21 protein-coding genes are annotated in these 22,614 nt (G+C 37.0%); 4 read left to right on the top strand and 17 right to left on the bottom strand.

From position 1 onward, the window contains the following. The first annotated feature begins 89 nt into the window (after window positions 1-89). Both EPJ89_RS05820 and EPJ89_RS05815 read left to right on the top strand, forming a co-directional pair. Window positions 90-554, top strand: coding sequence for a divergent PAP2 family protein (locus EPJ89_RS05820; protein ID WP_125163801.1), 465 nt, complete (start codon window positions 90-92; stop codon window positions 552-554). Next, window positions 551-790 carry a NifU family protein gene (locus tag EPJ89_RS05815; RefSeq protein ID WP_161637566.1) on the top strand — a complete coding sequence of 80 codons (240 nt, stop codon included), beginning with the start codon at window positions 551-553 and terminating at the stop codon, window positions 788-790. Before EPJ89_RS05820 ends, EPJ89_RS05815 begins: the two co-directional genes overlap by 4 nt. 63 nt (window positions 791-853) lie before the next feature. Here EPJ89_RS05815 and EPJ89_RS05810 read toward each other — a convergent pair whose 3' ends face one another. The 11 genes from EPJ89_RS05810 to EPJ89_RS05760 all read right to left on the bottom strand — a co-directional run bounded on the left by EPJ89_RS05810 (window position 854) and on the right by EPJ89_RS05760 (window position 15,886). Then, entirely contained in the window at window positions 854-2,659 is a 1,806-nt protein-coding gene (locus EPJ89_RS05810) for an ABC transporter ATP-binding protein (RefSeq protein WP_200549242.1), read from the bottom strand. Next, complete coding sequence (locus EPJ89_RS05805) at window positions 2,646-4,811, bottom strand: ABC transporter ATP-binding protein (protein ID WP_200542498.1); 2,166 nt, start codon at window positions 4,809-4,811, stop codon at window positions 2,646-2,648. The genes EPJ89_RS05810 and EPJ89_RS05805 overlap by 14 nt, the downstream gene beginning before the upstream one ends. A 249-nt stretch (window positions 4,812-5,060) precedes the next feature. Beyond that, window positions 5,061-6,995, bottom strand: a complete 1,935-nt coding sequence (locus EPJ89_RS05800; RefSeq protein ID WP_200549240.1) for an N-acetylmuramoyl-L-alanine amidase family protein — start codon at window positions 6,993-6,995, stop codon at window positions 5,061-5,063. A gap of 150 nt (window positions 6,996-7,145) precedes the next feature. Continuing rightward, window positions 7,146-8,900 (bottom strand): NAD(+) synthase, encoded by a 1,755-nt coding sequence (gene nadE / locus EPJ89_RS05795; protein WP_200549238.1) that lies wholly within the window; start codon window positions 8,898-8,900, stop codon window positions 7,146-7,148. After that, a complete protein-coding gene (locus EPJ89_RS05790) occupies window positions 8,897-9,610 on the bottom strand; it encodes a TrmH family RNA methyltransferase (protein ID WP_161637571.1) in 714 nt (237 codons plus the stop codon). Before EPJ89_RS05790 ends, nadE begins: the two co-directional genes overlap by 4 nt. Window positions 9,611-9,753: 143 nt before the next feature. After that, window positions 9,754-10,092, bottom strand: a complete 339-nt coding sequence (locus tag EPJ89_RS05785; protein ID WP_200542501.1) for a hypothetical protein — start codon at window positions 10,090-10,092, stop codon at window positions 9,754-9,756. Then, window positions 10,089-10,637 (bottom strand): hypothetical protein, encoded by a 549-nt coding sequence (locus EPJ89_RS05780; RefSeq protein WP_125163810.1) that lies wholly within the window; start codon window positions 10,635-10,637, stop codon window positions 10,089-10,091. Before EPJ89_RS05780 ends, EPJ89_RS05785 begins: the two co-directional genes overlap by 4 nt. Before the next feature lie 9 nt (window positions 10,638-10,646). Continuing rightward, the gene (queA, locus tag EPJ89_RS05775; protein ID WP_200542502.1) at window positions 10,647-11,678 is read right to left on the bottom strand and encodes a tRNA preQ1(34) S-adenosylmethionine ribosyltransferase-isomerase QueA; all 1,032 of its coding nucleotides are present in this window, start codon (window positions 11,676-11,678) and stop codon (window positions 10,647-10,649) included. 133 nt (window positions 11,679-11,811) lie between these two features. Continuing rightward, a complete protein-coding gene (gene tgt / locus EPJ89_RS05770) occupies window positions 11,812-12,963 on the bottom strand; it encodes a tRNA guanosine(34) transglycosylase Tgt (protein WP_200542503.1) in 1,152 nt (383 codons plus the stop codon). A gap of 17 nt (window positions 12,964-12,980) precedes the next feature. Then, complete coding sequence (typA, locus tag EPJ89_RS05765) at window positions 12,981-14,792, bottom strand: translational GTPase TypA (RefSeq protein WP_161637575.1); 1,812 nt, start codon at window positions 14,790-14,792, stop codon at window positions 12,981-12,983. Between the two features lie 152 nt (window positions 14,793-14,944). Beyond that, the gene (locus EPJ89_RS05760) at window positions 14,945-15,886 is read right to left on the bottom strand and encodes an L-lactate dehydrogenase (protein WP_161637576.1); all 942 of its coding nucleotides are present in this window, start codon (window positions 15,884-15,886) and stop codon (window positions 14,945-14,947) included. Window positions 15,887-15,981: 95 nt separating this feature from the next. Between EPJ89_RS05760 and EPJ89_RS05755 the strand changes: the two genes are divergently transcribed. Next, on the top strand, window positions 15,982-17,214 hold the full coding sequence (locus tag EPJ89_RS05755; RefSeq protein ID WP_200549236.1) for a hydroxymethylglutaryl-CoA reductase, degradative: 1,233 nt from the start codon (window positions 15,982-15,984) through the stop codon (window positions 17,212-17,214). A 28-nt stretch (window positions 17,215-17,242) separates the two neighbouring features. Here EPJ89_RS05755 and EPJ89_RS05750 read toward each other — a convergent pair whose 3' ends face one another. The 5 genes from EPJ89_RS05750 to EPJ89_RS05730 form a co-directional block, all read right to left on the bottom strand. Next, window positions 17,243-17,854, bottom strand: coding sequence for a flavin reductase family protein (locus tag EPJ89_RS05750; protein WP_200549234.1), 612 nt, complete (start codon window positions 17,852-17,854; stop codon window positions 17,243-17,245). Continuing rightward, window positions 17,844-18,437 carry an alpha/beta hydrolase gene (locus EPJ89_RS05745; protein WP_200549232.1) on the bottom strand — a complete coding sequence of 198 codons (594 nt, stop codon included), beginning with the start codon at window positions 18,435-18,437 and terminating at the stop codon, window positions 17,844-17,846. The genes EPJ89_RS05750 and EPJ89_RS05745 overlap by 11 nt, the downstream gene beginning before the upstream one ends. Then, on the bottom strand, window positions 18,427-18,852 hold the full coding sequence (locus EPJ89_RS05740) for a MarR family winged helix-turn-helix transcriptional regulator (RefSeq protein ID WP_200549230.1): 426 nt from the start codon (window positions 18,850-18,852) through the stop codon (window positions 18,427-18,429). The genes EPJ89_RS05745 and EPJ89_RS05740 overlap by 11 nt, the downstream gene beginning before the upstream one ends. Continuing rightward, window positions 18,852-19,838, bottom strand: a complete 987-nt coding sequence (locus tag EPJ89_RS05735; RefSeq protein WP_161637581.1) for a ring-cleaving dioxygenase — start codon at window positions 19,836-19,838, stop codon at window positions 18,852-18,854. Before EPJ89_RS05735 ends, EPJ89_RS05740 begins: the two co-directional genes overlap by 1 nt. 97 nt (window positions 19,839-19,935) lie before the next feature. Beyond that, a complete protein-coding gene (locus EPJ89_RS05730) occupies window positions 19,936-21,195 on the bottom strand; it encodes an HdeD family acid-resistance protein (protein WP_200549228.1) in 1,260 nt (419 codons plus the stop codon). A 254-nt stretch (window positions 21,196-21,449) separates the two neighbouring features. Here EPJ89_RS05730 and mutY point away from each other — a divergent pair, with 254 nt between their 5' ends. Beyond that, window positions 21,450-22,433 (top strand): A/G-specific adenine glycosylase, encoded by a 984-nt coding sequence (gene mutY / locus EPJ89_RS05725; RefSeq protein WP_125164895.1) that lies wholly within the window; start codon window positions 21,450-21,452, stop codon window positions 22,431-22,433. An 81-nt stretch (window positions 22,434-22,514) separates the two neighbouring features. On the opposite strand, the gene EPJ89_RS05720 is transcribed toward mutY, so the two are convergent. After that, window positions 22,515-22,614: IS3 family transposase (locus tag EPJ89_RS05720; RefSeq protein WP_200542536.1), on the bottom strand; the 100-nt coding region annotated here is incomplete at its 5' end.

Raw genomic sequence — 22,614 nt, 5'->3', positions numbered from 1 at the left:
ATTCTTTTCATAAATCTCTACCTCAATAACATTGTTATTATAACACAGTATCTAATGTATGATATAATAACTTCCGAAGAGGTGACCACATGAGCGATAATTTTTACCCCATTGTTTCTGCACTTGTTGCAAATATTTTAGCTCAAGTTCTAAAACCATTTTTCCACTATTTAAAAACAGGCGAAAAGAACTTAAGTATGATTTTTGAAAGTGGTGGCTTTCCAAGTTCCCATACCGCTCTTGTTATTGGTTTAACACTTGCACTTGGATACCAATCTGGCTTTTCTTCGCAATATTTCTTTATTTCACTTGTCTTTTCATTAACAGTGATTTATGATGCTGCGAATGTACGCTATTACGCCGGACAAAACATTAAAATTACCAAACAATTAATTCAGGATATTGAAGTCTTAACACAAACAACATTAGAGAATCCAATTTATAGACAAAAAATAAAAGAAGTCCTCGGCCATAAATGGGTTGAGGTCGTTGGTGGCTTTTTACTAGGCTTTATTACTGCTTCACTACTCTACTTTATGAGGATACCATCATGACCCTAGAAGAACGCATTATTGAATCTCTCGATAAAATACGTCCCTACATCCAACGTGATGGCGGTGACATGGAGTTTGTCAGTGTTGATGAGCACGGTGTTGTTACCGTTAAACTCCTCGGTGCTTGTATCGGCTGTGGATTAATCGATTATACTTTAAAAGGCGGTGTTGAAGCCTTACTCATGGATGAAATTCCTGAAGTTACCGGCGTTATTGCCCAAGATTATTTTGAATGAGAACTAACGTTCTCATTTTTTTTTGCATTCGCATCTCCAATAAAAAAGACTAGGGAAAATTCCCTAGTCTTCTTCTGAAAATTGACTGTTGTAAAGTGTTGCATAGAATCCATTTTGAGCAAGTAACTCATCATGACTTCCCTTTTCAACAATATCCCCTTTATCCATAACAAGGATTAAATCAGCGTTTCGAATTGTTGATAGACGGTGCGCAATAATAAAACTTGTGCGTCCTTCCATTAAAACATCCAATGCTTTTTGAATCAGAACCTCTGTACGTGTATCTACGGAACTGGTAGCCTCATCAAGGATGAGGATTTTTGGATCCGCAAGAATCGCACGTGCAATCGTTAAGAGTTGTTTTTGTCCTTGAGAGATATTGGTCGTTTCTTCATTAAGAACAGTTTGATAGCCCTCTGGTAGTGTACGCACAAAGTAATCAACCTGAGCCTTCATAGCTGCCTCGTGGACTTCTTCATCCGTTGCATCCAATTTACCATAGCGAATATTTTCATTTATGGTATCGCTATACAACCAAGTATCTTGAAGAACCATCCCAATTAAATTACGAAGATCCTCACGTTTAAGATCACGAATATCATGATCATCAACCTTAATCGATCCGGAAGTTACGTCATAGAATCTCATCAAAAGTTTAACAATCGTTGTCTTTCCAGCGCCCGTTGGACCTACAATCGCAATCTTTTGACCTGGCTTAACGTCGGCACTGAAATTATTAATAATCGTTACATCTGGATCATATCCAAAATTAACATTTTCAAAGGAAACATGACCTTCTACCATACTTACATCAATAACGGTATCTGCATCTTCAACTTCTTCAGGTTCTTCTAAATAGTTAAAGACACGTTCCGCAGCAGCAAGAGATTGTTGGAACGTAGAAGATAAGTTACCCAATTGCGCAATCGGGTTCATAAAACTTCTCATATATTGAATGAAAGACTGAATATCCCCTACACTAATAATTCCGCCGGAAGCAAAATAACCCCCAAGAATACTTACCACAACATAACCGAAGTTCCCAACAAAGTTCATAATTGGGTGAATCATCCCGGAAAAGAAACTACTCTTCCAAGCTGCATCGTAAAGATTATTATTGTGATCATCAAATTCTGCAATTGACCGTGCTTCACCATTGTATGCTTTCACAACAACATGGCTTCCATACATTTCTTCAATATGACCATTAAGGGATCCTAGATATTTTTGTTGATTTCTAAAGAACACTTGTGATTTCGACATAATGAAGAAGATAAGTCCAAAGGAGAGTGGTAAGACCAATAATGCCGCTAAGGTCATTTGCCAGTTAATCGAGAACATCATGTAGAGAATCCCTACAATCGTCGTGATGGATGTAATAACTTGAGTAATACTGCTTGTTAAGTTCTGATCGATGACATCGATGTCATTGGTAACAAGGGAGAGCACTTCCCCTGTTGTCGTTCCATCAAAATATTTTAACGGTAGTTTCTCGATTTTTTCATGCATACGTTTACGAAGGTTGTATGTTAAGTCACGTGATACACGTGCCATAATCCACCCTTGAATATAACTAAAGAGTAAACTTGCAAGATAGATACCAAGTAGCCATAACACGATTCCTTTGATTTTATCAAAATCAACCGAGCCAACTCCCTGTACTTTCGCCATTAATCCCTCAAATAAAACGGTCGTTGCTTGACCCATTACTTTTGGACCCACAATCGCGAAGATTGTGGATAACAACGCAAAGATAATCACAACAATCATTTTTACACTGTATGGTTTAATGAGTGCAATCATTTTTTTAAGAACTGCTTTAGAATTTTCTGGTTTCGAAGGTTTTACTGAAGCTTTATTTTGATTCATAGTTTAATTCCTCCTCCGATAATTGTGATGATGCGATTTCATAGTAAGTTGGACAGGTTTTCAATAACTCGTTATGAGTCCCCTTACCAACAATTCGTCCCTCATCTAAAACGATTATTTGGTCTGCATCCATAATTGTGTTGACACGTTGGGCAACAATAAGCAGGGTCGCATGATTTAAGTTTTCATGAATTGATTTACGTAGAAGTTGATCTGTTTTAAAGTCTAAAGCTGAGAAGCTGTCATCAAAAATAAAGATTGATGCATCTTTTACAAGTGCTCTCGCAATACTTAGACGTTGTTTTTGACCACCTGATACGTTTGTACCACCTTGGGCAATTTCATAATCAAGTCCATCTTTTTTATCAAGGATGAAATTTGCTTGCGCAATTTCAAGTGCCTTCGTTACTTCTTCATCTGTTGCATCTTCTTTACCGTAGACAAGATTTGATTTTGCGGTCCCTGTAAGAAGCACACCTTTTTGAGGTACATATCCGATTTCTTCACGTAAATCATGGGTTGATACATCTTTAACATCGACTCCATTCACCTTAACGGTACCCGAAGTGACATCATAGAATCGTGGTACTAGGTTAATTAAGGTAGATTTACCGGATCCGGTTGAACCGATAAATGCAGTTGTCTCTCCTGGTTTTGCCACGAAGTTTATATCATGAAGTACATATTCATCCGCATCACCATATTTAAAGTCTACATTCTCAAATTCAACGAGTCCACGTTCTGAAGCGTTAAATGTTTTTGCTTCAATTGGCTCATGAATTGTATTTTCTGTATTAAGCAATTCATTAATACGATTCAATGATACAACAGCACGTGGTACAAAAATAAACATCATTGCGATCATTAAGAATGACATAATAATTTGCATTGAATATTGCATGAACGCCATCATATCCCCAATTTGAAGGATTCCTTCAGAGATTTGATGTGAACCAAACCAAATGATGGCAAGCATTGTCGCATTCATAAGGAAGTTCATCAGCGGCATCATCAATGACATCACACGGTTGATGAAGAGCGCAAGATCTGCACGTTCCGAGTTTGCTTTATCAAAGCGTTTATTTTCAAAATCTTTGTTTCCAAATGCACGAATAACCATAACACCACTTAGATTTTCTCTAAAAACTAAGTTCAATCGATCAACAAATTTTTGCATAACCTTAAACTTAGGTACCGCCACAAAGTAAATAACAACTAAAAATGCGAGGAGGGCAGCACATGTTACGACGATAATCCATGTCATCGATGTATCTCGTTGAGAAATCATAATAATTCCACCAATTGCCATAATTGGCGCATAGAAGAACATCCGAATTCCCATTGTTATCATCTGTTGAACTTGTGTTACATCATTGACAGTTCGAACGACCATCGATGATGATGAAAACTTATCAAACTCTTCCGAAGAAAAGCTTTGAACTTTTTCAAAAATTTCTTTACGGAGATTTTTAGAAAAACCAGATCCGATTTTAGCAGATACGAATGCTACCGCAATGGTTGCAATCATACCAATAATCGTAATTCCGATCATTCCGCCACCTTTTTTTAAGATATATTGATTTTGCATTGTTGGAATGTCTTTTCCGAGTTCTTCATAGAACATTTTCGCGAAAACGACACCCGTTTGTTCTTTCAAACTGTCTTCCATCCCGGCAGCCTTTTCATATGCTAATGCTTTGGTTGCAGGATCCATGTATTGGAACATTGGTGTTAAAGCATACATTTGTTTGATGTCAAAATCATCTGTGATTTGACCACTCAATGCAGGCATTTCTGAGCCTGAACCTTCACCAAGATTCATTAAGGTCCAAACACTCTCACCTACAAGAATATCTGTTGCTTCGCGATCAATATTTTGTTTAATAACATATCGATCACCACTCATCTCATATGATGATGAGAATGCTTTACCTTGTTCTTGTGGCAATATCGCTACAATTAAGTCATGACCATCTTTGCTTATTTCATCGGGACTTGCATGTTCAACACCATTTTGTTGAATACCAACATTAACGATATGAGACATGTAATTTGGTAACTTCAAATCCGCGAAAGCTTGGACAAACAAGAACGCAATTGAAATGAGTATTGCACCTAAGAATGGTTTTAAATTTTTTAGGACTCGTTTCATATACTAACCTCTTTCTTATCTATGCATATCTTAGCACATCAAAGTTTAGGTTATTTTATTAAACCCTCACATTAAAGATGTTTCAAAAATATTACATATTGTAGTTCACTATCGATATAATGAACAATGTTCATTTATTAGTATATTCCTATTTTTTTTATTGTGCAATACATTTACTTAAAAAATGTATAAATATTTATACAAATCCGACTTTCATAAATTGATAAAAAAAATAGACGGCTTTACCGTCTATTTTAAACTTCCATCACTTTTAAATGTATACTTTTTCCCATTAATGGTCTTTGAACCTGTAACCATCATTCCTGAGTTATCAAGGTAGTACCACTTGTTTGAGTCTTTCTTCCAACCTGTTGCCATTGCACCGGATTTCTCAAGGTAGTACCATTTGTTTGAAACTTTCTTCCAACCTGTTGCCATTGCGCCGGATTTCTCAAGGTAGTACCATTTGTTTGAGACTTTCTTCCAACCTGTTGCCATTGCACCAGATTTCTCAAGGTAGTACCATTTGTTTGAGACTTTCTTCCAACCTGTTGCCATTGCGCCGGATTTTTCAAGGTAGTACCATTTGTTTGAGACTTTCTTCCAACCTGTTGCCATTGCACCAGATTTCTCAAGGTAGTACCACTTGTTTGAGACTTTCTTCCAACCCGTTACCATTGCACCAGATTCATCAAGATAGTACCATTTATTCGAGACTTTCTTCCAACCTTTCGCAACCGCTCCGGATTTCTCAACATAGTACCACTTATCGTCTTTCTTATTCCAGCCTTCTTTTAGCGTTTGATTTTTTTCTGGTTTTGCTTCATCCACCGGTTTTTTCTGATCTATTGGTTTCTTCTGATCTATTGGTTTCTTCTGATCTATTGGTTTCTTCTGATCACCCGGTTTCTTTTGATCACCCGGTTTTTCTACTTTAATAGGACTTTCAGGTTCAACCTTGCCATCTCCCTTTCCTTTTTGGAAAGATTTAGCGATTGAATCAAGTTCTAACTGAATGCCTTTAATTTCCACCATCGTTCGAGCATTTTGAATCATATTTAAAAAGGCGTCTCGATTCACAAGTTTTACTTCTTTATTCTTTACTTTTTCTCCTTGTACGAATTGAGAATCAAAGATATTAGATTCTAAGTAATCGCGAAGATTTTCTTTTTCTGCCTCAACTACGGTTTGATACGTTCTATAAAATCTCTGAAACACATCTTGTTTTCGAATATCACCTCCCCTTTGAATATACAACTCAAGAAGTTCGTGGAATTTTTTATATTTTTCTTTCGAATCTTGAGTTGTTTTTAGAGATTCAACTAATTCATTAGCTTGTTCAAAATCTGGATAAACATCGCGTAGCATTTGAATTTGTCGATTTCTTCTCAATGTAGAGAGTTCTAAGAGTAATGGATTTACTTCTTTTTCCATAAGATTTTCAAGGCGTTTGTAATCAATAAACTCGCTCACACCTTGTGCTAGCACACGGCTCACTTCCACAATTTTATCTTGAATGTTTGAAGCTTGGTATTCTAAGAATGACTCGTGGGTCTCTGGAAGGAGACTCACTTCAAAAGAAAGGTCATGAATCGTTCTCAATCGACTTCTTAACGGGACGATGAGCGCTTCAAGTGGTGCTCTTCCTTCAACCTTATTCTCGTACTTAACAAGTGTACGGTGTGATGTTTTATGGTTCACGAGCAAATCAATATAAGCTTCATCCAATTCCGGAAATGTTAATTTCCCAGAATCTTCAAGATACTTTGCCTCTTGCGTAAACTTATAGTAGCTCAACTCTGCAGCAATACGCTGAATTTCTTGTTTGAGTGCTAAATGGATTCCGTACAATCCATTTTCTTCAGATTCAATCTCTTCAATCAATGAATTAATGTCATTGTTGATTGACTCGACATCACGATGATATTGTGCCTCATTGATTAAAAAGGGCTTTATTTTTTGAATCACTAATTTTTTAGTTTGTTCTTTATATGCTTCGATCATTTCTTGAATCATATCATCATGAATTCCAGGTATGATTGGAAGTGTTCCGATTTGTGTTCCTGCTATAGGCTCAACTAAAAAATTGGGCGCATCTGCAAACGCTGTTTGTAATGGCATTGCGGTTAAAAGTAAGCATGACATAAGGCTTACTTTCGGAAATAGGTGTTTTTTCTTTTTCATAATTTATCCCCCTCTTGATTTCCACTTGAAGAATAATATATGATGGCATAATTTGTAAATACATTCTGAAATATACTCTTTTCAGTAGTAAATTTAGTACTATAAACAATACTTTTTGAAAGAAAAACCACCCTTTCGGATGGTTTTTAATTAGAGATTATAGATTATATTCATTAATTTCAATTCAGTCTCTGTAAGATGTAACGCGTATTGACTCTCACGATACGGTGTCCCAAATGCACAATCTGATACCATTACAATCGGCGGCATTTGTACACGTTTATAGACTGCAGTATTCATCGTCTTAAGAACCCATTTTAAATCATCGATAAACATTTTACCATTTTCTAAACCGTATGATGTTAAATACTTCCCGAGTTCCGACTTATAAATCGATTGATCGAGATATGATTTAAGTATGGCTTCCAACTGTCCATGCATGAGGGCATTGACCAACGCATCATGGTATCCCCATTTCATGGGATCAAATTGATCTTGCGCAAGTTCCGCACTCGGTGCAAACTCCCAATCGACACGATCTTCCATTTCGGTAGGAATCAGATTTTGAGGAACAATTTCTGTACCTGCAATACGATTTAAAGTACGACCAATCATACCGACTTCCATTTTTGTGAGATCACCTAAAATGGCGAGTGCACCGATTGCATCTCCATAAAGGGTTGCATATCCAAGTGCCACTTCAATCTTATTACCATTATTCATCACAACACCATTTTCAAGACTTGAGATGGTCATGAGCGTATGGCCTCTAAGTCGTGCTTGAACATTTTCAAATGCGAGTCCTTGTACATCTTTGTAGCCACCAAACGCCATACTCTCAACCGTTGCATCGGTCATTGCAGCAATTGGGATTTCCAAGAACTTAAATCCTAAAACGTTACTGAGATGATATGCATTATTTTTGGTTATGTCGCGATTGAACTGGCTAGGCATTGTTACCCCCACCACACGATCTTTCCCTAATGCCTTAACAAGTAACGCAATGGACACACTACTATCCAATCCTCCCGAAACACCAACAATCCACTTTGGTCCATAAGGTAGTGCTTCTTCATCAAAGTAACGAATTGCTGAAATCAATGCATGATACATCTTATCGTCATCGTCGGGTGTATTTGATGCTTGAGAATTTAAATCGAATATATCAAGTGTCTGTTTAAAATTAGCATCCAAATATGTCACCGATTCAGGAGATACAATCATACTTCCACCATCAAACAGTACAACATTCTTGCCGTTATTTTGCATCCCTGTCGCATTCACATAAATAAAAGGTATGTCCAAATTCTGTCTTTTAATTTCTGCTAAGCGCATGGATTCCTTATTTTTGTGCCATGGTGAACATGAGATGTTAATCATGAGATCGGGACTGTGTTGCATCATTAACGCGGTAGGTTTTAAATCACTTGCATCATCCCACAAATCTTCACAGATTTGGATACTAATACGATCACCCTTAAAAATGAACGGTTCAAAGTTGTGATTTCCAGGATCAAAATATCTTTTATCGTCAAAAACACCATAGTTAGGTAGAAGGTGCTTTGTATATACACCTTCGGATTCATGGTTTGCACGTTTAACCCATTCGCCTTGATATGCGAAAAAAGCCGCATTATAGAGTTTATCTTCTTTTTGGTAAAGATTTCCCCAAACAATCCCTATCTCTTGTGATAAGCAGCGTATACGGTCGTTATAGACCATCATCTCATCGATACTTGCTTGATTATTCATGCGATCGCCAATGAGATAACCGCCTACCGCTAATTCTGGGAACACAACCAGGTCTGCTTTACCAATCGATTCTTCTACAATTGCTTGAATTGCTTCAAAATTTTCCTGTGGTTGATTTGCTTTTACTCTTAATTGTGCAATAGCAATTTTCATTTTCTCGCCTCCAATTGTCGATAGCGTTCATAAGCAAACACACTGCATGCACCAACACTGCTTAATGAAACGCGCGCATCGTAATCAATACGTACATGAACATCACTAATTTCTAACACACTCTTCGAAAGACCCCTTAAAGCACCACCTAAACAGATGCATACACGATCTGGTAAATTATAGTTTAAAAGTGACTCGCTCTCATCTCCGCGATATGCTGCTGCCATTACTACATTCTTAGCTTGGATCGATTTCAAGTCAGAACTTAAATCATCACTTTGAAGCCACCATAACGATTCACTTGCGCCCGCACTGGCACGAATTAGCTTTGCTTCATGTTCATAAAAATCATAATTTGGAGTAATAATACCGTCAAATCCAAGGGATGCGACGGTTCTACAAATTTCTCCAAGGTTAAATGGATCAGTAACGCCTTCAATACACATTAATGAAAGGGTCTGTTTCGGTAGATGACTTAGGGAATCACTGCTTCGCTTCCCACATGAGACAAGATAGCCACCATGCGTTTTATTCGACGCAAGCAAATCCATCTCATCACGAGATAATCGTTTAATTATAATCCCCTCAGCGATACGCTCAACATATCGTGATTCCTTGTCATTGTGTTTATCCAAGATTGCTACATATTCAATCTCACGTTTTCGCTCTTTAAGTATTGCCTTAACACTAATTTTTCCTGATACAATCATAATTTCTCCTTGACGCGTCATAACCACTTGACTACGACTACTACCTTAATTATACAACAATCCCAATTAGATATACGAATACTTATCCCTGTTGGATAAAAAAAACAACAAAGATTGCTTTCTTTATTGTTTCTTGACGTATATTAAACTTGAAAAAAAGCCCATCCACAGTAAATGAGGAGTATATCTAAAAAGGTTCCAGTTATACCAATTGCGTTGAGCAATGTCGAAAATTCTGGAATTGATAAAACATTCAAGCGATATCCAAAAACACAAATAATCACAAAGGATAGTACTACTTTTCCCACCCATCGATTATTCTTCTTTTGAAGCGGTGCTAAGAAATAACCAATCACAAGCATCAACACCATCCAAATTGTCGTTGCAATGCTCTCTAATGAGGATGGTAAAACAGAAATAAGAAATTTATAAACAATAGCACTGGCAAGAATCACCAATAAAGCAGACCATGTTCGTTTCATTCCACAACCCCCTCACATTTAAGTCTCAAATACATCCCAATCAGTAAACCAAATGACGGAACCGCTGCGGAAATAATCCATAAAATGGACGACCAATGAATGCGCATTAACTTCTCAGAGAATGTCCCCATTAATGGATTTACAAAACTATAAATCATCCATATGACACGACTTGATTCAAAAAACGATAGAATATAGAGCACGATAAAGGTTATAAAGAGGATCATAAATAAAACGATTAATGCAAAGTCAACACTCTTTAAAATTCGACTCTTATTTTTAATTGCAATGACAATTAGGTATCCAGGAATTGCATATGCCAGAAGTCCATAGATCGATACAATAATAATTTGAAAAATCATCGGAAGATTTGCCAAAAGTTTTGAGAGTGGATGAAGCGAATTATAGGCAAAAAGATGTATTGTGCCTAAAAGAACATGAATCATTAGAATAATTCCTAAAAACTTATAGTCCCCTTGCTTAAAAAATAATTTAAGTCGCGTAAAACCACTTGGCTTAGCATCCGTTGTTTGTGTTTGTTCCATAAATATCTCCTACTTCGTATTACGTGCTTTTAAAAACATACTATCTCCAAATGAGAAGAATCGGTATTTTGAATCAACTGCATGTTTATAGGCATGATCGATTGCTTCTTTACCCATAAATGCACTTACTAACATAATTAATGTTGATTTTGGTAAGTGAAAATTAGTAATGATTGCATCCACTGCTTTCCATTCATAACCAGGATAAATAAAGATTTCACTATTACCTTGGCATTCTTTGAACGTGCCGTACTTTGACATCACAGTTTCCAATGTTCGAACTGAAGTTGTACCCACTGCAATTATTCGGCGGCCATCTTGTCTCGCATCATTTAAAATCTCTGCTGTTTCTTGAGACATCGTATAGGCTTCACTATGCATTTTATGTTCAAGAACATTATCGACTTTAACCGGTCTAAACGTACCCAGTCCAACATGAAGTGTTACAGGGGCAATTGTAATTCCCTTAGCTTCAATTGCTTCAAGCAACTCCGGTGTAAAATGAAGCCCCGCAGTGGGTGCTGCCGCACTCCCTTGAACGCGAGAATATACCGTTTGATAACGCTCTTTATCTTCCAATCGTTCGTGAATATATGGTGGAAGTGGCATTTGTCCAAGTTCATCTAAGATTTCTAAGAATATTCCGTCAAAGACCAGATCAAAATTTCTTAAACCTTCTTCTCCAACATGTGTACAAACTGCTTTTAATTTTCCATTACCAAAACTTAATTCGGTACCCAACTTAACAACCTTTGCATTTCCGACAAGACACTCCGCCGTCTTTCCCTCAAATTTTAAAATTAAAAGTTCAACATGTGCACCTGTTTCAGGCTTTTCACCAAACAGACGTGCTGCAATAACGCGTGTATCGTTGAGGACTAAAACATCCCCTTCATTTAAATAATCAATAATATTATAGAAATGTTTATCTTCCAAGTTCATACCATCAACAACAAGCAGTCGCGATTCACTTCGCTTTTCAGCAGGAGTTTGCGCAATCAGTTCCTCTGGCAAATCAAAATCAAAATCATTTACATTCATAGTTTACTCCTTGGTTTGTATCGTATTACATCTTCACTATTTTACCATAAAGACCGTGCTCTGACACGATTTTGTGCAATTCACAAAATTGCATAAAAAAACTTGATTCGAATGAACCAAGTTTTTAGTTTGATTACCATCCTGGATGGTCATCGCCTGTAATTCCATAACTTTCATAAACTTGATCACGAAGTTCAAGCAATCGATCTTCTTTAATGGCTTCACGGATATCTTCCATGAGTTTTAATAAGAATCGCAAATTATGAATGGATAAGAGTCGCATACCAAAACCTTCATTACAACGAATTAAATGTCGTAAATAGGATTTCGTATAATTTTGACAGCATTCGCAATCACAGTTTTCATCAAGTGGCGAAAAATCATACTCCCACTTTTTATTTTTAATATTAACACGACCGGTTGAGGTCATTGCAGTACCATGTCGAGCAATTCGTGTAGGCAATACGCAGTCAAACATATCAACACCGCGCAATACACCTTCAAATATCGCATCAACACTTCCGACACCCATTAAATAACGGGGTTTATCTTCCGGTAAGAAATCAATGGTGTGGTCAATCATTTGCCACATAACATCTTTGGGTTCACCAACACTTGTTCCCCCAATTGAATAACCTGGGAAATCCATTGCAACTAATTCTTTGGCACAATGTTCACGAAGGTCTGCATACTTACCACCTTGAACAATACCAAATAACGCTTGCGTCTCGGGATTTTGATGTGCTGCTTTACCACGAGCAGCCCAACGAATTGTGCGCTCAACCGAATTTTTCATATACTCATAGGTTGCAGGATAGGGAGGACATTCATCAAAACTCATCATAATGTCTGGCCCTAATGCATTTTGAACCTGAATTGCTTTTTCTGGTGTTAAGAACAGTTTTTCACCACTAAGATGGCTTCTAAACTCAACACCCTCTTCAGAAATTGTACGAATCTTACCCAGTGAAAACACTTGGAATCCGCCACTATCTGTTAGAATGGGTCCATTATAATTCATAAATTTATGAAGTCCACCTGCTTGGCGAACTACTTCTTCACCCGGTCTTAGCCAGAGATGGTATGTGTTGCTTAGAATCACTTGAGATCCTATATTTCGTAAATCTTCTGGTGAGAGAAATTTCACACTTGCAAGGGTCCCTACTGGCATAAACATTGGTGTTTCTACTGTTCCATGGTGCGTCTCAATAGTTGTAAGACGCGCCTTGGATTCATTTGATTTTTTAATTAAAGTCAACTTCAATGGTTTATTACCTAAACTCATATTATCGATCTCCTTGATTAATCAATATCTGAACGTCCTGCTCGTTTACGATCGATTGCTTTTAAATAACGTTTGCGTAATCGTAGGAAGTTCGGTGTTACTTCAACAAGTTCATCATCACGAATGAACTCGAGAGCATATTCAAGTGTCAATGGAATCGGTGGTGTTAGCTTCATCGCTTCATCACGTCCTGAACTACGAACAGCTGTTGCTTTTTTATTTTTTGTTGGATTCACATCCATATCAGTATCACGAGCTGCAATACCTAAAATCATTCCTTCATAAACATCTGTTTGTGCGCCAATAAAGAATTGACCACGTTCTTGAAGGTTGAAGATTGAGTATGTCATTGATTTACCTGTTTCAGTTGAAACCATTGAACCATTTGAACGTTGTGAAATTGCACCCTTCATAGGTTCATATCCATGGAATTGACGAATCATCGTTCCTTCACCATGAGTCATATTAATAAAGTCACCACGGAAACCAATCAGACCACGTGTTGGAACATTCCAGAATTGTTTTACCATTCCACGATCTTCTTCCATATTTGTGAGTTCACCTTGTCGTAAACTAATTTGGCTGATCATTGTTCCTGAATATTTTTCTGGCACTTCAACAATAACTTCTTCAATCGGTTCACATTTACGTCCATCAATTTCTTGTGTAATAACACGAGGTTTACTGATTGCAAGCTCATAGCCTTCACGACGCATGTTTTCAATTAAGATTGATAAGTGAAGTTCTCCACGACCTGAAACTTTAAATGAGTCTGCGGATTCCGTTGCTTCAACACGTAACCCCACATTCACTTCAAGTTCTTTTTCAAGACGTTCTTTAATATTACGTGATGTAACATATTTACCATCTTTTCCTGCAAATGGCGAAGCATTAACCATGAAGTTCATGGATAGTGTTGGTTCTTCAATAACAATTGGAGGCAATGGTTCAACATGATTGACATCACATAACGTATTACCAATTGAAATATCATCAATACCTGAAACAAGTACAATATCTCCAGCATAAGCTACATCTGTTTCGACACGTTTTAACCCATCATATGTAAAGATTTTAGAAATATTCTGACGTTTCGTACTTCCATCATTGTCCGCTACAACGACTGCTTGTCCACGTTTAACTTGACCCTTCGTAATACGGCCAATTCCTAAACGTCCAACATACTCATCGTATGCAAGTGAAGAAATTTGGAATTGTAATGGATCGTTGTCATAATCTGGGTAAAGTGGTGTGTGTTCCACAATTGTATCAAACAACGGTTTAATGTTTGTTCCTTCTTCTTCAAGTGTCTTCTGAACAATATATTTTTTCGCAATACCATAAAGAATTGGGAATTCTAATTGTTCATCCGTAGCATCGAGGTCCATAAAGAGTTCATAAACTTCCTCGATTACTTCTTCAACACGACGATCTGGCTTATCAATTTTATTAATTAATAAGATTGGTTTTAGACCGGCTTCAAGTGATTTTTTAAGTACAAAGCGTGTTTGTGGCATAGGGCCTTCTGCACTATCCACAAGGAGAATAACTGTATCTACGGTTTTAATGATACGCTCGACTTCACTTGAGAAGTCGGCGTGACCTGGTGTATCAACAATATTAATTTTGATGTCACCATAATTTACACTACAGTTTTTGGAATAGATTGTGATACCACGTTCACGTTCGATATCATCGCTGTCCATAACTTGATCTAGAACAACTTGATTTTCATGGAAAACACCAGCTGATTTAAGCATTGCATCAACTAATGTAGATTTTCCCGCATCAACGTGCGCGATAACTGCTATATTTATAATTTTTTTCATATACATCGTCTCTTTTCCTATAACTGTATCATTATACATGAATTGAACATGAAATGACAGAAAATGCACTCTTCATGCTCATTTTTTGCGTATAAGTTCACTTAAACGCTTACATAAAAACACCATGTTAACGATAAACATGGTGTTCATTATTATAAATTAGATTGTGAAACAATCTCTCTTAACATCTCTGCAGATTCTTGGAGTGCTTCAACCTCATTGGAACTGTACGGAACTTCAATAACATGCTTAACACCCGTTCGTCCAACAACTGTTGGGACAGAAATATAAACATCTTCAATACCATATGCCCCGTTTTGAAGGCTTGAAACGGTTAAAATCGAATTCTCATCACGTAAAATCGCATTCACAATACGCGTTATCGCAAGTGCTACGGCATAGTTTGTATAACCTTTACGATCAATAATTTCATAAGCAGCAGTCTTCACATCGTGTGTAACTTTTTGACGTGTTTCTTCCGTAAACTCAATCCCCACATTCTCACAGTATTGATCAATGGTTAGCCCCGCTACAGTCGTTAAGGACCACGTAGCAATTTCACTATCACCGTGTTCTCCAATAATATTTGCGTGAATATTTCGTGCATCCACTTCAAATTTATTCGCTAACATCGATTGGAAACGTGCTGTATCTAAAACCGTTCCCGAACCAATTACGCGCTCTGCTGGAAAACCAGAAAGTTTATAAGTAATATGTGTCAAAATATCGACCGGGTTTGAAACCACAAGTAAAATTGCGTCTGGATTATACTTCACGATATTTGGAACTAATTCTTCATAAATTTTAATGTTACGATTCACAAGATCAATCCGTGTTTCTCCTGGTTTTTGTGCCAGTCCAGCTGTAATAATTACAATATCGGAGCCCTGAGTCTCTGGATAATCCCCAGCAATTATTTTAACTGGAGAAACAAACACACGACCTTGGTCTAAGTCCATTGCCTCACCTTGAGCTTTTTCTTTGTTAATATCAACGATTACGATTTCAGATGCAATATTGCTGTTCATTAACGCAAAAGCTGTTGTCGAACCTACAAAACCTGCACCAATAATAGAAACTTTATTTGTTTTCATCATATCACTCCTTTTTTATATAATACCACACCTCTCAATTCTACTTGGCATATATAATCAAATTCGGTATGATATTTATAAAAGGAGTGCTCATTATGTACAATAAATTTTATAAAAGGACGATAACAGAACGCCGTAATGTTTTAGAAAATCAAAACCGTTATGACGATGATCTCGATATTCCACTCAGTTCGGAAATTTATGATCATATGATTGAAAATGCAATCACAACTTATGAAATTCCAATGGGTTGTGCTCCAAATTTTTTGATAAATAATCAAGACTATGTGATTCCTATGGTGACCGAAGAACCCTCTGTAATTGCAGCTGCAAGTAATGCCGCCAAAATTATGCAATGTAATGGTGGCATTCATGCTCGTATTTATAAACGCAATATGATCGGACAAATTGCATTCGCAAATCCTCAAAGGCAAACAGAAATGATACAATATTTGGAAGATAATCGTGATCGATTATTTACAATTGCTCGTGATGCTTATCCTTCAATTGTGCAGCGAGGCGGTGGTTTGCGTCACATTCATACCGCGTATATAAATAAACCCAATAAGACACCTTTTTTGATTGTTTATTGTACCATTGACACGCAAGAAGCAATGGGCGCAAACATGATGAACACAATCTTAGAGGCAATCGGTAATCATCTTGAGTCTGTTTTTGATGAACATCCGTTGATGTCCATCCTTTCAAACCTTGCAACGGAATGTCTGGCCGAGGCCCGTGTCGTTATTGATCCAAAAACGCTTCGTTATCCAGACGATATTGCACTTCGCATTCAACAAGCAAGTCATCTTGCTGAAGTTGATCCTTACCGGGCTACAACACACAACAAAGGCATTATGAATGGTATTGATGCCGTTGTAGTCGCAACCGGAAATGATTGGCGTGCCATTGAAGCATCGGTTCATAGTTATGCATCAATGAGTGGAAGTTATCAACCCCTTGCAACATGGAATATAAATTCGGACAATATGATTGAAGGCATTATTAAACTTCCGCTTCCAATTGGTACCGTTGGAGGTTCTATTGCAATTCACCCCAAAGCTCAATTAAGCCGGAAAATTTTAGGATATAAAAATGCAGAAGAACTGATGATGATTCTTGCCTCTGTCGGTTTAGCACAAAACTTTGCTGCGCTTTATGCCCTTACAACCGTAGGAATTCAAAGTGGACATATGAAACTTCAAGCGAAATCGCTCGCTTTAGCTGTTGGTTGTCCATCCGAAGATGTTGAACGTCTTGTATCGAAATTACTTCAAGAACCGAAATTAAATCAGGACGTTGCGAAAAAATTACTGCAAGAACTTTAAGAAAAGAAGCTCAATTGTGAGCTTCTTTTTAAATAGGACGTTTTAAGGTAAAAACTGGCTTCATTGCTGCGAATTGATTTCCCGCTAGACGAGCAATCGGACCAAGTTTATTTACATCAAGATACCCTTGCTTCCGATCAAAAATTGAATCATCAAAATCTAAATGGATTATTTTAAGTAAAAACAGATCTGTACATACACCCCTTGCATCTTTTATTTCTTGATGACTAAATAATTCTGTTTCAAGTTTAATTTTTGTATCTTTAAGACTTGGAGTCTCAATCATCACACTTGATTGTGTTTCGAGATTAAGCTTTGTTACTTCACTTTCACCATAAGATAGAATCATCGAACTCTCATTCATTGCTTCCACATTCTCGTAATTTGCGATATGAACCACGCACTCGCGTGTTTGTAAGAGATTCTTACTGGTATCTTTAAGCTCTCCGTTATTCCGATTAATTGCAACGGAAACAATTGGAACTTCGGTTGAAACAAGACTAAAAAAACTGAATGGTGCAAGGTTGATTGAAGCATCGGTGTTTCGGGTTGTAATCCATGCAATAGGACGTGGAACGACACTGCCTGTTAAAAATTTATAACGCTCTTTCGCACTTAAATCTTGTGTTTTAAATTTCATAAAAATCTCGGGCTTGTTTAATTTCTTCTGGAACTAATTGATGGCCATGGTGCGTGTGAAAGTGTGTTGTGAAAATGTTAGATGCGTTCAGTTTTTCAATCATCAATTCAATATCTTGAACATCAGTATACGGATCCCCTTCACCACTGGTTATCAATACTCGGGTTGGTAAATTTTGTGGAAATGGAATCGTGGGTTGTACATGCATTGGATGAAATAACAGTGCATTTTTAAAGAGCGTAAAATTCATTTTTAGTAAGTTTAACGTAATATTCGCACCATTTGAATATCCTACAACGGAAACGCACTCTAATGATCGATCATAATTTTTAAGTAATTTTAGAATCTCATTTCTTAAATTCGTTGTTTCATGTTCCAAACTTTCGAGATCGAATGTTTTCATATCGATACGTCTGAAATATCGATTCATTCCATCTTCCACAATATTCCCTCGAATGCCGATATATGTAGCTTCTGGATCGATATAACGTGCAATCTGAAACATATCCTCTTCCGTTCCACCCGTTCCATGTAAACCTATAATCGTCCGCTCTGAAGTTCCTGGTATCATCTTATGAATCATACAATCCCTCTTTCCCTATTTTTTTAAGAAGTGTTTGTAATGTCGCCTCTTCCTCGGGCGAAAGTCTGTCGAAACATTTTCGCATTTCCTGTTCATGCGTTCGATAGATAATTTCGATTTCTGAAAGTCCCTTATTGCTTAACATAACATAGTTTATTCTTCGATCACGTTCGTCTTTCAAGCGCATAACGAGACCTTTCTTTTCTAATTGATCCACAACATATGTCATACTACTGCCTGGCACAAGTACGGTATCACAAAGAGCCTGAGTCGTGAGCTTTCCTTTATGATAGAGTGCTTCTAGAGCTTGAAACTCGTTCACATTAATATCAAAATCCTTAATACTCTCCTTAACGTGATCTAAGATATTCTGATGTGTTCGGAAAAGTATGGTAAGTGTTTTAAGCGATGACATTAAAACACCTCTTTCTTGAATTCACGCGTACTGCGTACAGTATCAAAATTTTTAATTTGTGATTCAATATAGTCACGTTTTGGACGAAGACGTGGTGGTAATGTTAACATCTCTCCCAGAACTTCATACGATTCTTCGTCATCAATAAACCCTGGACCATCTGTTGCGAGCTCGAAAAGGATATTTGGAAGAATGCGGATATATAGTGAACCAAAATAAAATCGCTCAACATAACCCGAGCTTGGAATCCCCATTTCCGATAACTCACGATACCATTTCATCAAATCTTCTTTCTCATCAACTCTAAAAGCAACATGATGCACCCCACCATAACCTTGAACGGCATTTCCTTGCGTTAAATTCTCGCGGACGATAATTGATCCACCATTGCCGCCATCGCCCATCTCATAAAGCGTTAAGGTATCCTCGGTCTTCATCTTTCGCATCCCAAATACTGTTGAAAGAACTTGATGCGTTAATTCAAGATTAGAAACATCCATAAACATCGGTCCAAGCCCTGTAATTGCATAAGCATCAGGAACTGGTCCTTTATACCATGGCTCTCCGGAAGGAATTCCTATATTTGTTTCATCTGAAACTAAAGCATAGCGTTGACCATCAAAATCTTCGAACGTGATTGCTTTTTTACCAAAGAACATTTGGTCTGATTCAAATGGAATTTCATAGTTGGTAAAGCGTTTCTCCCAGTAAGAAAGCGCATCATCCGACGCAACTCTAAAACTCGTTCTTGATAACTCATTCGTTCCCCGTTGGGATTTAGAAATATTTGGAAAATCAAAAAAAGTCATATTTGTCCCGGGATTGCCTCGGTCGTCTGCAAAATATAAATGATAGGTATGAATGTCATCTTGATTAATATTTTTCTTAACAAGTCGCATTCCTAATATATATGTATAAAATTTATAAATCTCTTCAGCACTGCTTGTAATTGCAGTAACATGGTGTAATCCTTTTAACTGTTTCATAACTACCTCCTGGTTGTAGTACCATATTATTTCGAATTCGAAATAATATCAATGATAATGCCCAGGTAATAATAAAAAATGAACCCCTAAGGGTTCATTAAACTTCTTTTTTGCGATATATTTCTCTCTTCACGACGATCGATCCTGGCTTATTGAGTAGATTATCAAGATAATCATAATAAGCACCCGGTGTAATAACACCACTCATTTGAAAAAGTTTCATACCCGTCGATTGAATAACATAATCCGCAATTAAGACACAGTTTGTGGTAAAAACATTATAGGTCTTAAATTCACCTTCTTTAAACTTATAATAATCAACAGAAGCTCCCGCATCAATCAAATTCGTAAGATGATGTTCTTTTTTAGTATCCAAATTATAGGGCCACTTAAAATAGTATGCAGACTTAAACAACTCATCCAAACGCTTTTCAACGAATTCACGTTGTTCCGTTGACAACTCACAAATAAATCGAAAAACAGTTGTATCGTCATCCACCGCATACTGAACATAATCAACTTCGCTACCCACAATCATAACACCATCGCCATATGCCATAGACTTAGCACGATTAAATGGATCATGTGCACCATAAGAATAAATAACACCGTTATATCCAATATCTAAATGACCCATACGATTATAACCATGATCTTTCGCATAGATATAGATCGAGATATAGTTTCCTTCTGTCTTCACAACCTTATCGATAACGGCATCGGGATTGCTTTGAACTAACTTACGGGTCTCTTTTACAAGAAAATATGGATTCATTGCGGCTAGAAAAACCGGTGCCGATAAACGAACACTTGTTTGATGGCGCCATAAAACGCGAGCCGAAGATAGAATCGATACGATACCAAAAAAGATTACATAAGCACCAATTTGAATATTCATTAAAAATCGATTTGAGACGCCTCGTGTCAATAACACAATCCCCATAACCAAAGACACAATCGACGCAAAGAGCTTGAAGAGTTTATTTTTTTGCTTTTCATGAATTGCGACATAAAACTCAAGACCATGAACCACCGCATTAAACAGAGCCCAAATACCAAAAAACAATGCCATAATTTCGATATAAAGGGCTTCTTTATATATAATTAAACCAAGAAAAACACCCGAACCGAGCGCAATAAGTGCATCTGATATACTGCGATTCTTTACAGATCGATATAAGAATAGTACAAATGTTGCAGCTAACATGGCCACAAACATCCAATAGATTAATGACCATAAAATTTTATCTCTAAATATAAATAAAACACCAACTATGACTGTAAAAACACCTAATAGAAGTTGGAAGATCAACGTTATCTTATCTTTTTTAGAAAGCGATTTAGTATAAGTTTCCATAATTGTCCTCTTCACATTTTTTCCCACGTTTATTATACCATTTATTCTTGATTTCCGCCCTGATTCCGTATATCATATAAGTAACAACTTGGAAAATAATGTAAGTTGTTACCGCAATTCATTGTCTCTCTTGAAATTTACTTCATGATTTCCTTCTTAACCACTTATGAAGTAAATGATAATGAAACGCACTATCTCTCTAAGAAAAGAGCACCGAGCTCTTTTCTTTTTATGTTATCGTGTATACTATCATTATGAACTTTACAGAACGACTCATGGGCTGGTATCACGAACATAAACGTGAATTACCATTTAGATCTCAAAAAGATCCTTATAAAATATGGGTAAGCGAAATCATGGCCCAACAAACACAAATCGCTACCATGATCCCCTACTACGATCGCTGGATTCAACGATATCCGAATGTGGAAAGCCTCGCTAAGGCTGAGATTGATGAAGTCTTAAAAATGTGGGAAGGCCTTGGTTATTATCGACGTGCACGAAATCTCCATGCAGGAGCGCAATTCGTTATGGAACATTACCAAGGTAAACTTCCAGCTGATAAGAAAGAACTCATGAAAATTCCCGGAATCGGTGATTATACCTCTAGTGCCATCGCCTCAATTGCTTTCAGTCTTCCTGAAATTGCAATCGATGGAAACGTAAAGCGTGTAATGGCACGATATCTTAACTATACCGAAAATGTCAATACACGGGCGTGTCATAAGTATTTTGAAGCCTTTCTGAAGGAAGAGTTACTCCTAAACGGGGCTGACCCCAGCGATTTCACGCAAGCCCTTATGGAACTTGGAGCACTTGTTTGTACCCCAAGTAATACGACATGCGAAGGCTGTCCATTTAAAGAAATGTGTGCTTGTTATCGTGGAGAATGTGTGGGTACAATACCCTTCATCCCAAAAGCGAAACCCGTTCCAATTTATGAAAAATCCGTTATTATTTTTACCAAGGATGATAAAATTTTAATTTCTGATGATCATGAAGATGGGCTTATGGAAGGACTGTTACGATTACCTCAAATTGATGGGGTAATGGATTTGAATCCTGTGCTCACTTTGAAGCATAAGTTTTCCCATTTACAGTGGAATATTTCTGTTTTTATCGTTGAGAATATCCAAGACGTAAATCAAAATTGGTACTTTGTTCCACTCGAAGAATTAAAGAATCTAGCAATTATTACAGCTCATAAAAAAATACTCAAAAAACTAAACTTATTATAAAGAAAAGAACACTCATCGATGTGGAGTAGTAAACTAAAAGTAGACAAGTAAAAATGAACTGCCCCCAATATCTTGGACGGTTTAATTAAGAGTTAAACTAAAGGATTGATTTCTGTACTGTGCAGGAGTCAGTCCTTTTAGTTTGCTCTTAATTCTTTTGTTATTATAATAGTCGATATAT

This window comes from Erysipelothrix sp. strain 2 (EsS2-6-Brazil) (assembly GCF_016617625.1).
GTDB classification, from domain to species: Bacteria; Bacillota_I; Bacilli_A; order Erysipelotrichales; family Erysipelotrichaceae; genus Erysipelothrix; species Erysipelothrix piscisicarius.
The sequence above is the reverse complement of the archived record's forward strand: the minus strand, read 5'-3'. Positions and strand labels throughout refer to the sequence as shown.

Bases quoted from the DNA above. Each gene is read 5' to 3' on its own strand.
- EPJ89_RS05820 (WP_125163801.1), top strand. From the start codon at position 90: ATGAGCGATAATTTTTACCCCATTGTTTCTGCACTTGTTGCAAATATT.
- EPJ89_RS05815 (WP_161637566.1), top strand. From the start codon at position 551: ATGACCCTAGAAGAACGCATTATTGAATCTCTCGATAAAATACGTCCC.
- EPJ89_RS05810 (WP_200549242.1), bottom strand. From the start codon at position 2,659: ATGAATCAAAATAAAGCTTCAGTAAAACCTTCGAAACCAGAAAATTCT.
- EPJ89_RS05805 (WP_200542498.1), bottom strand. From the start codon at position 4,811: ATGAAACGAGTCCTAAAAAATTTAAAACCATTCTTAGGTGCAATACTC.
- EPJ89_RS05800 (WP_200549240.1), bottom strand. From the start codon at position 6,995: ATGAAAAAGAAAAAACACCTATTTCCGAAAGTAAGCCTTATGTCATGC.
- nadE (WP_200549238.1), bottom strand. From the start codon at position 8,900: ATGAAAATTGCTATTGCACAATTAAGAGTAAAAGCAAATCAACCACAG.
- EPJ89_RS05790 (WP_161637571.1), bottom strand. From the start codon at position 9,610: ATGATTGTATCAGGAAAAATTAGTGTTAAGGCAATACTTAAAGAGCGA.
- EPJ89_RS05785 (WP_200542501.1), bottom strand. From the start codon at position 10,092: ATGAAACGAACATGGTCTGCTTTATTGGTGATTCTTGCCAGTGCTATT.
- EPJ89_RS05780 (WP_125163810.1), bottom strand. From the start codon at position 10,637: ATGGAACAAACACAAACAACGGATGCTAAGCCAAGTGGTTTTACGCGA.
- queA (WP_200542502.1), bottom strand. From the start codon at position 11,678: ATGAATGTAAATGATTTTGATTTTGATTTGCCAGAGGAACTGATTGCG.
- tgt (WP_200542503.1), bottom strand. From the start codon at position 12,963: ATGAGTTTAGGTAATAAACCATTGAAGTTGACTTTAATTAAAAAATCA.
- typA (WP_161637575.1), bottom strand. From the start codon at position 14,792: ATGAAAAAAATTATAAATATAGCAGTTATCGCGCACGTTGATGCGGGA.
- EPJ89_RS05760 (WP_161637576.1), bottom strand. From the start codon at position 15,886: ATGAAAACAAATAAAGTTTCTATTATTGGTGCAGGTTTTGTAGGTTCG.
- EPJ89_RS05755 (WP_200549236.1), top strand. From the start codon at position 15,982: ATGTACAATAAATTTTATAAAAGGACGATAACAGAACGCCGTAATGTT.
- EPJ89_RS05750 (WP_200549234.1), bottom strand. From the start codon at position 17,854: ATGAAATTTAAAACACAAGATTTAAGTGCGAAAGAGCGTTATAAATTT.
- EPJ89_RS05745 (WP_200549232.1), bottom strand. From the start codon at position 18,437: ATGATTCATAAGATGATACCAGGAACTTCAGAGCGGACGATTATAGGT.
- EPJ89_RS05740 (WP_200549230.1), bottom strand. From the start codon at position 18,852: ATGTCATCGCTTAAAACACTTACCATACTTTTCCGAACACATCAGAAT.
- EPJ89_RS05735 (WP_161637581.1), bottom strand. From the start codon at position 19,838: ATGAAACAGTTAAAAGGATTACACCATGTTACTGCAATTACAAGCAGT.
- EPJ89_RS05730 (WP_200549228.1), bottom strand. From the start codon at position 21,195: ATGGAAACTTATACTAAATCGCTTTCTAAAAAAGATAAGATAACGTTG.
- mutY (WP_125164895.1), top strand. From the start codon at position 21,450: ATGAACTTTACAGAACGACTCATGGGCTGGTATCACGAACATAAACGT.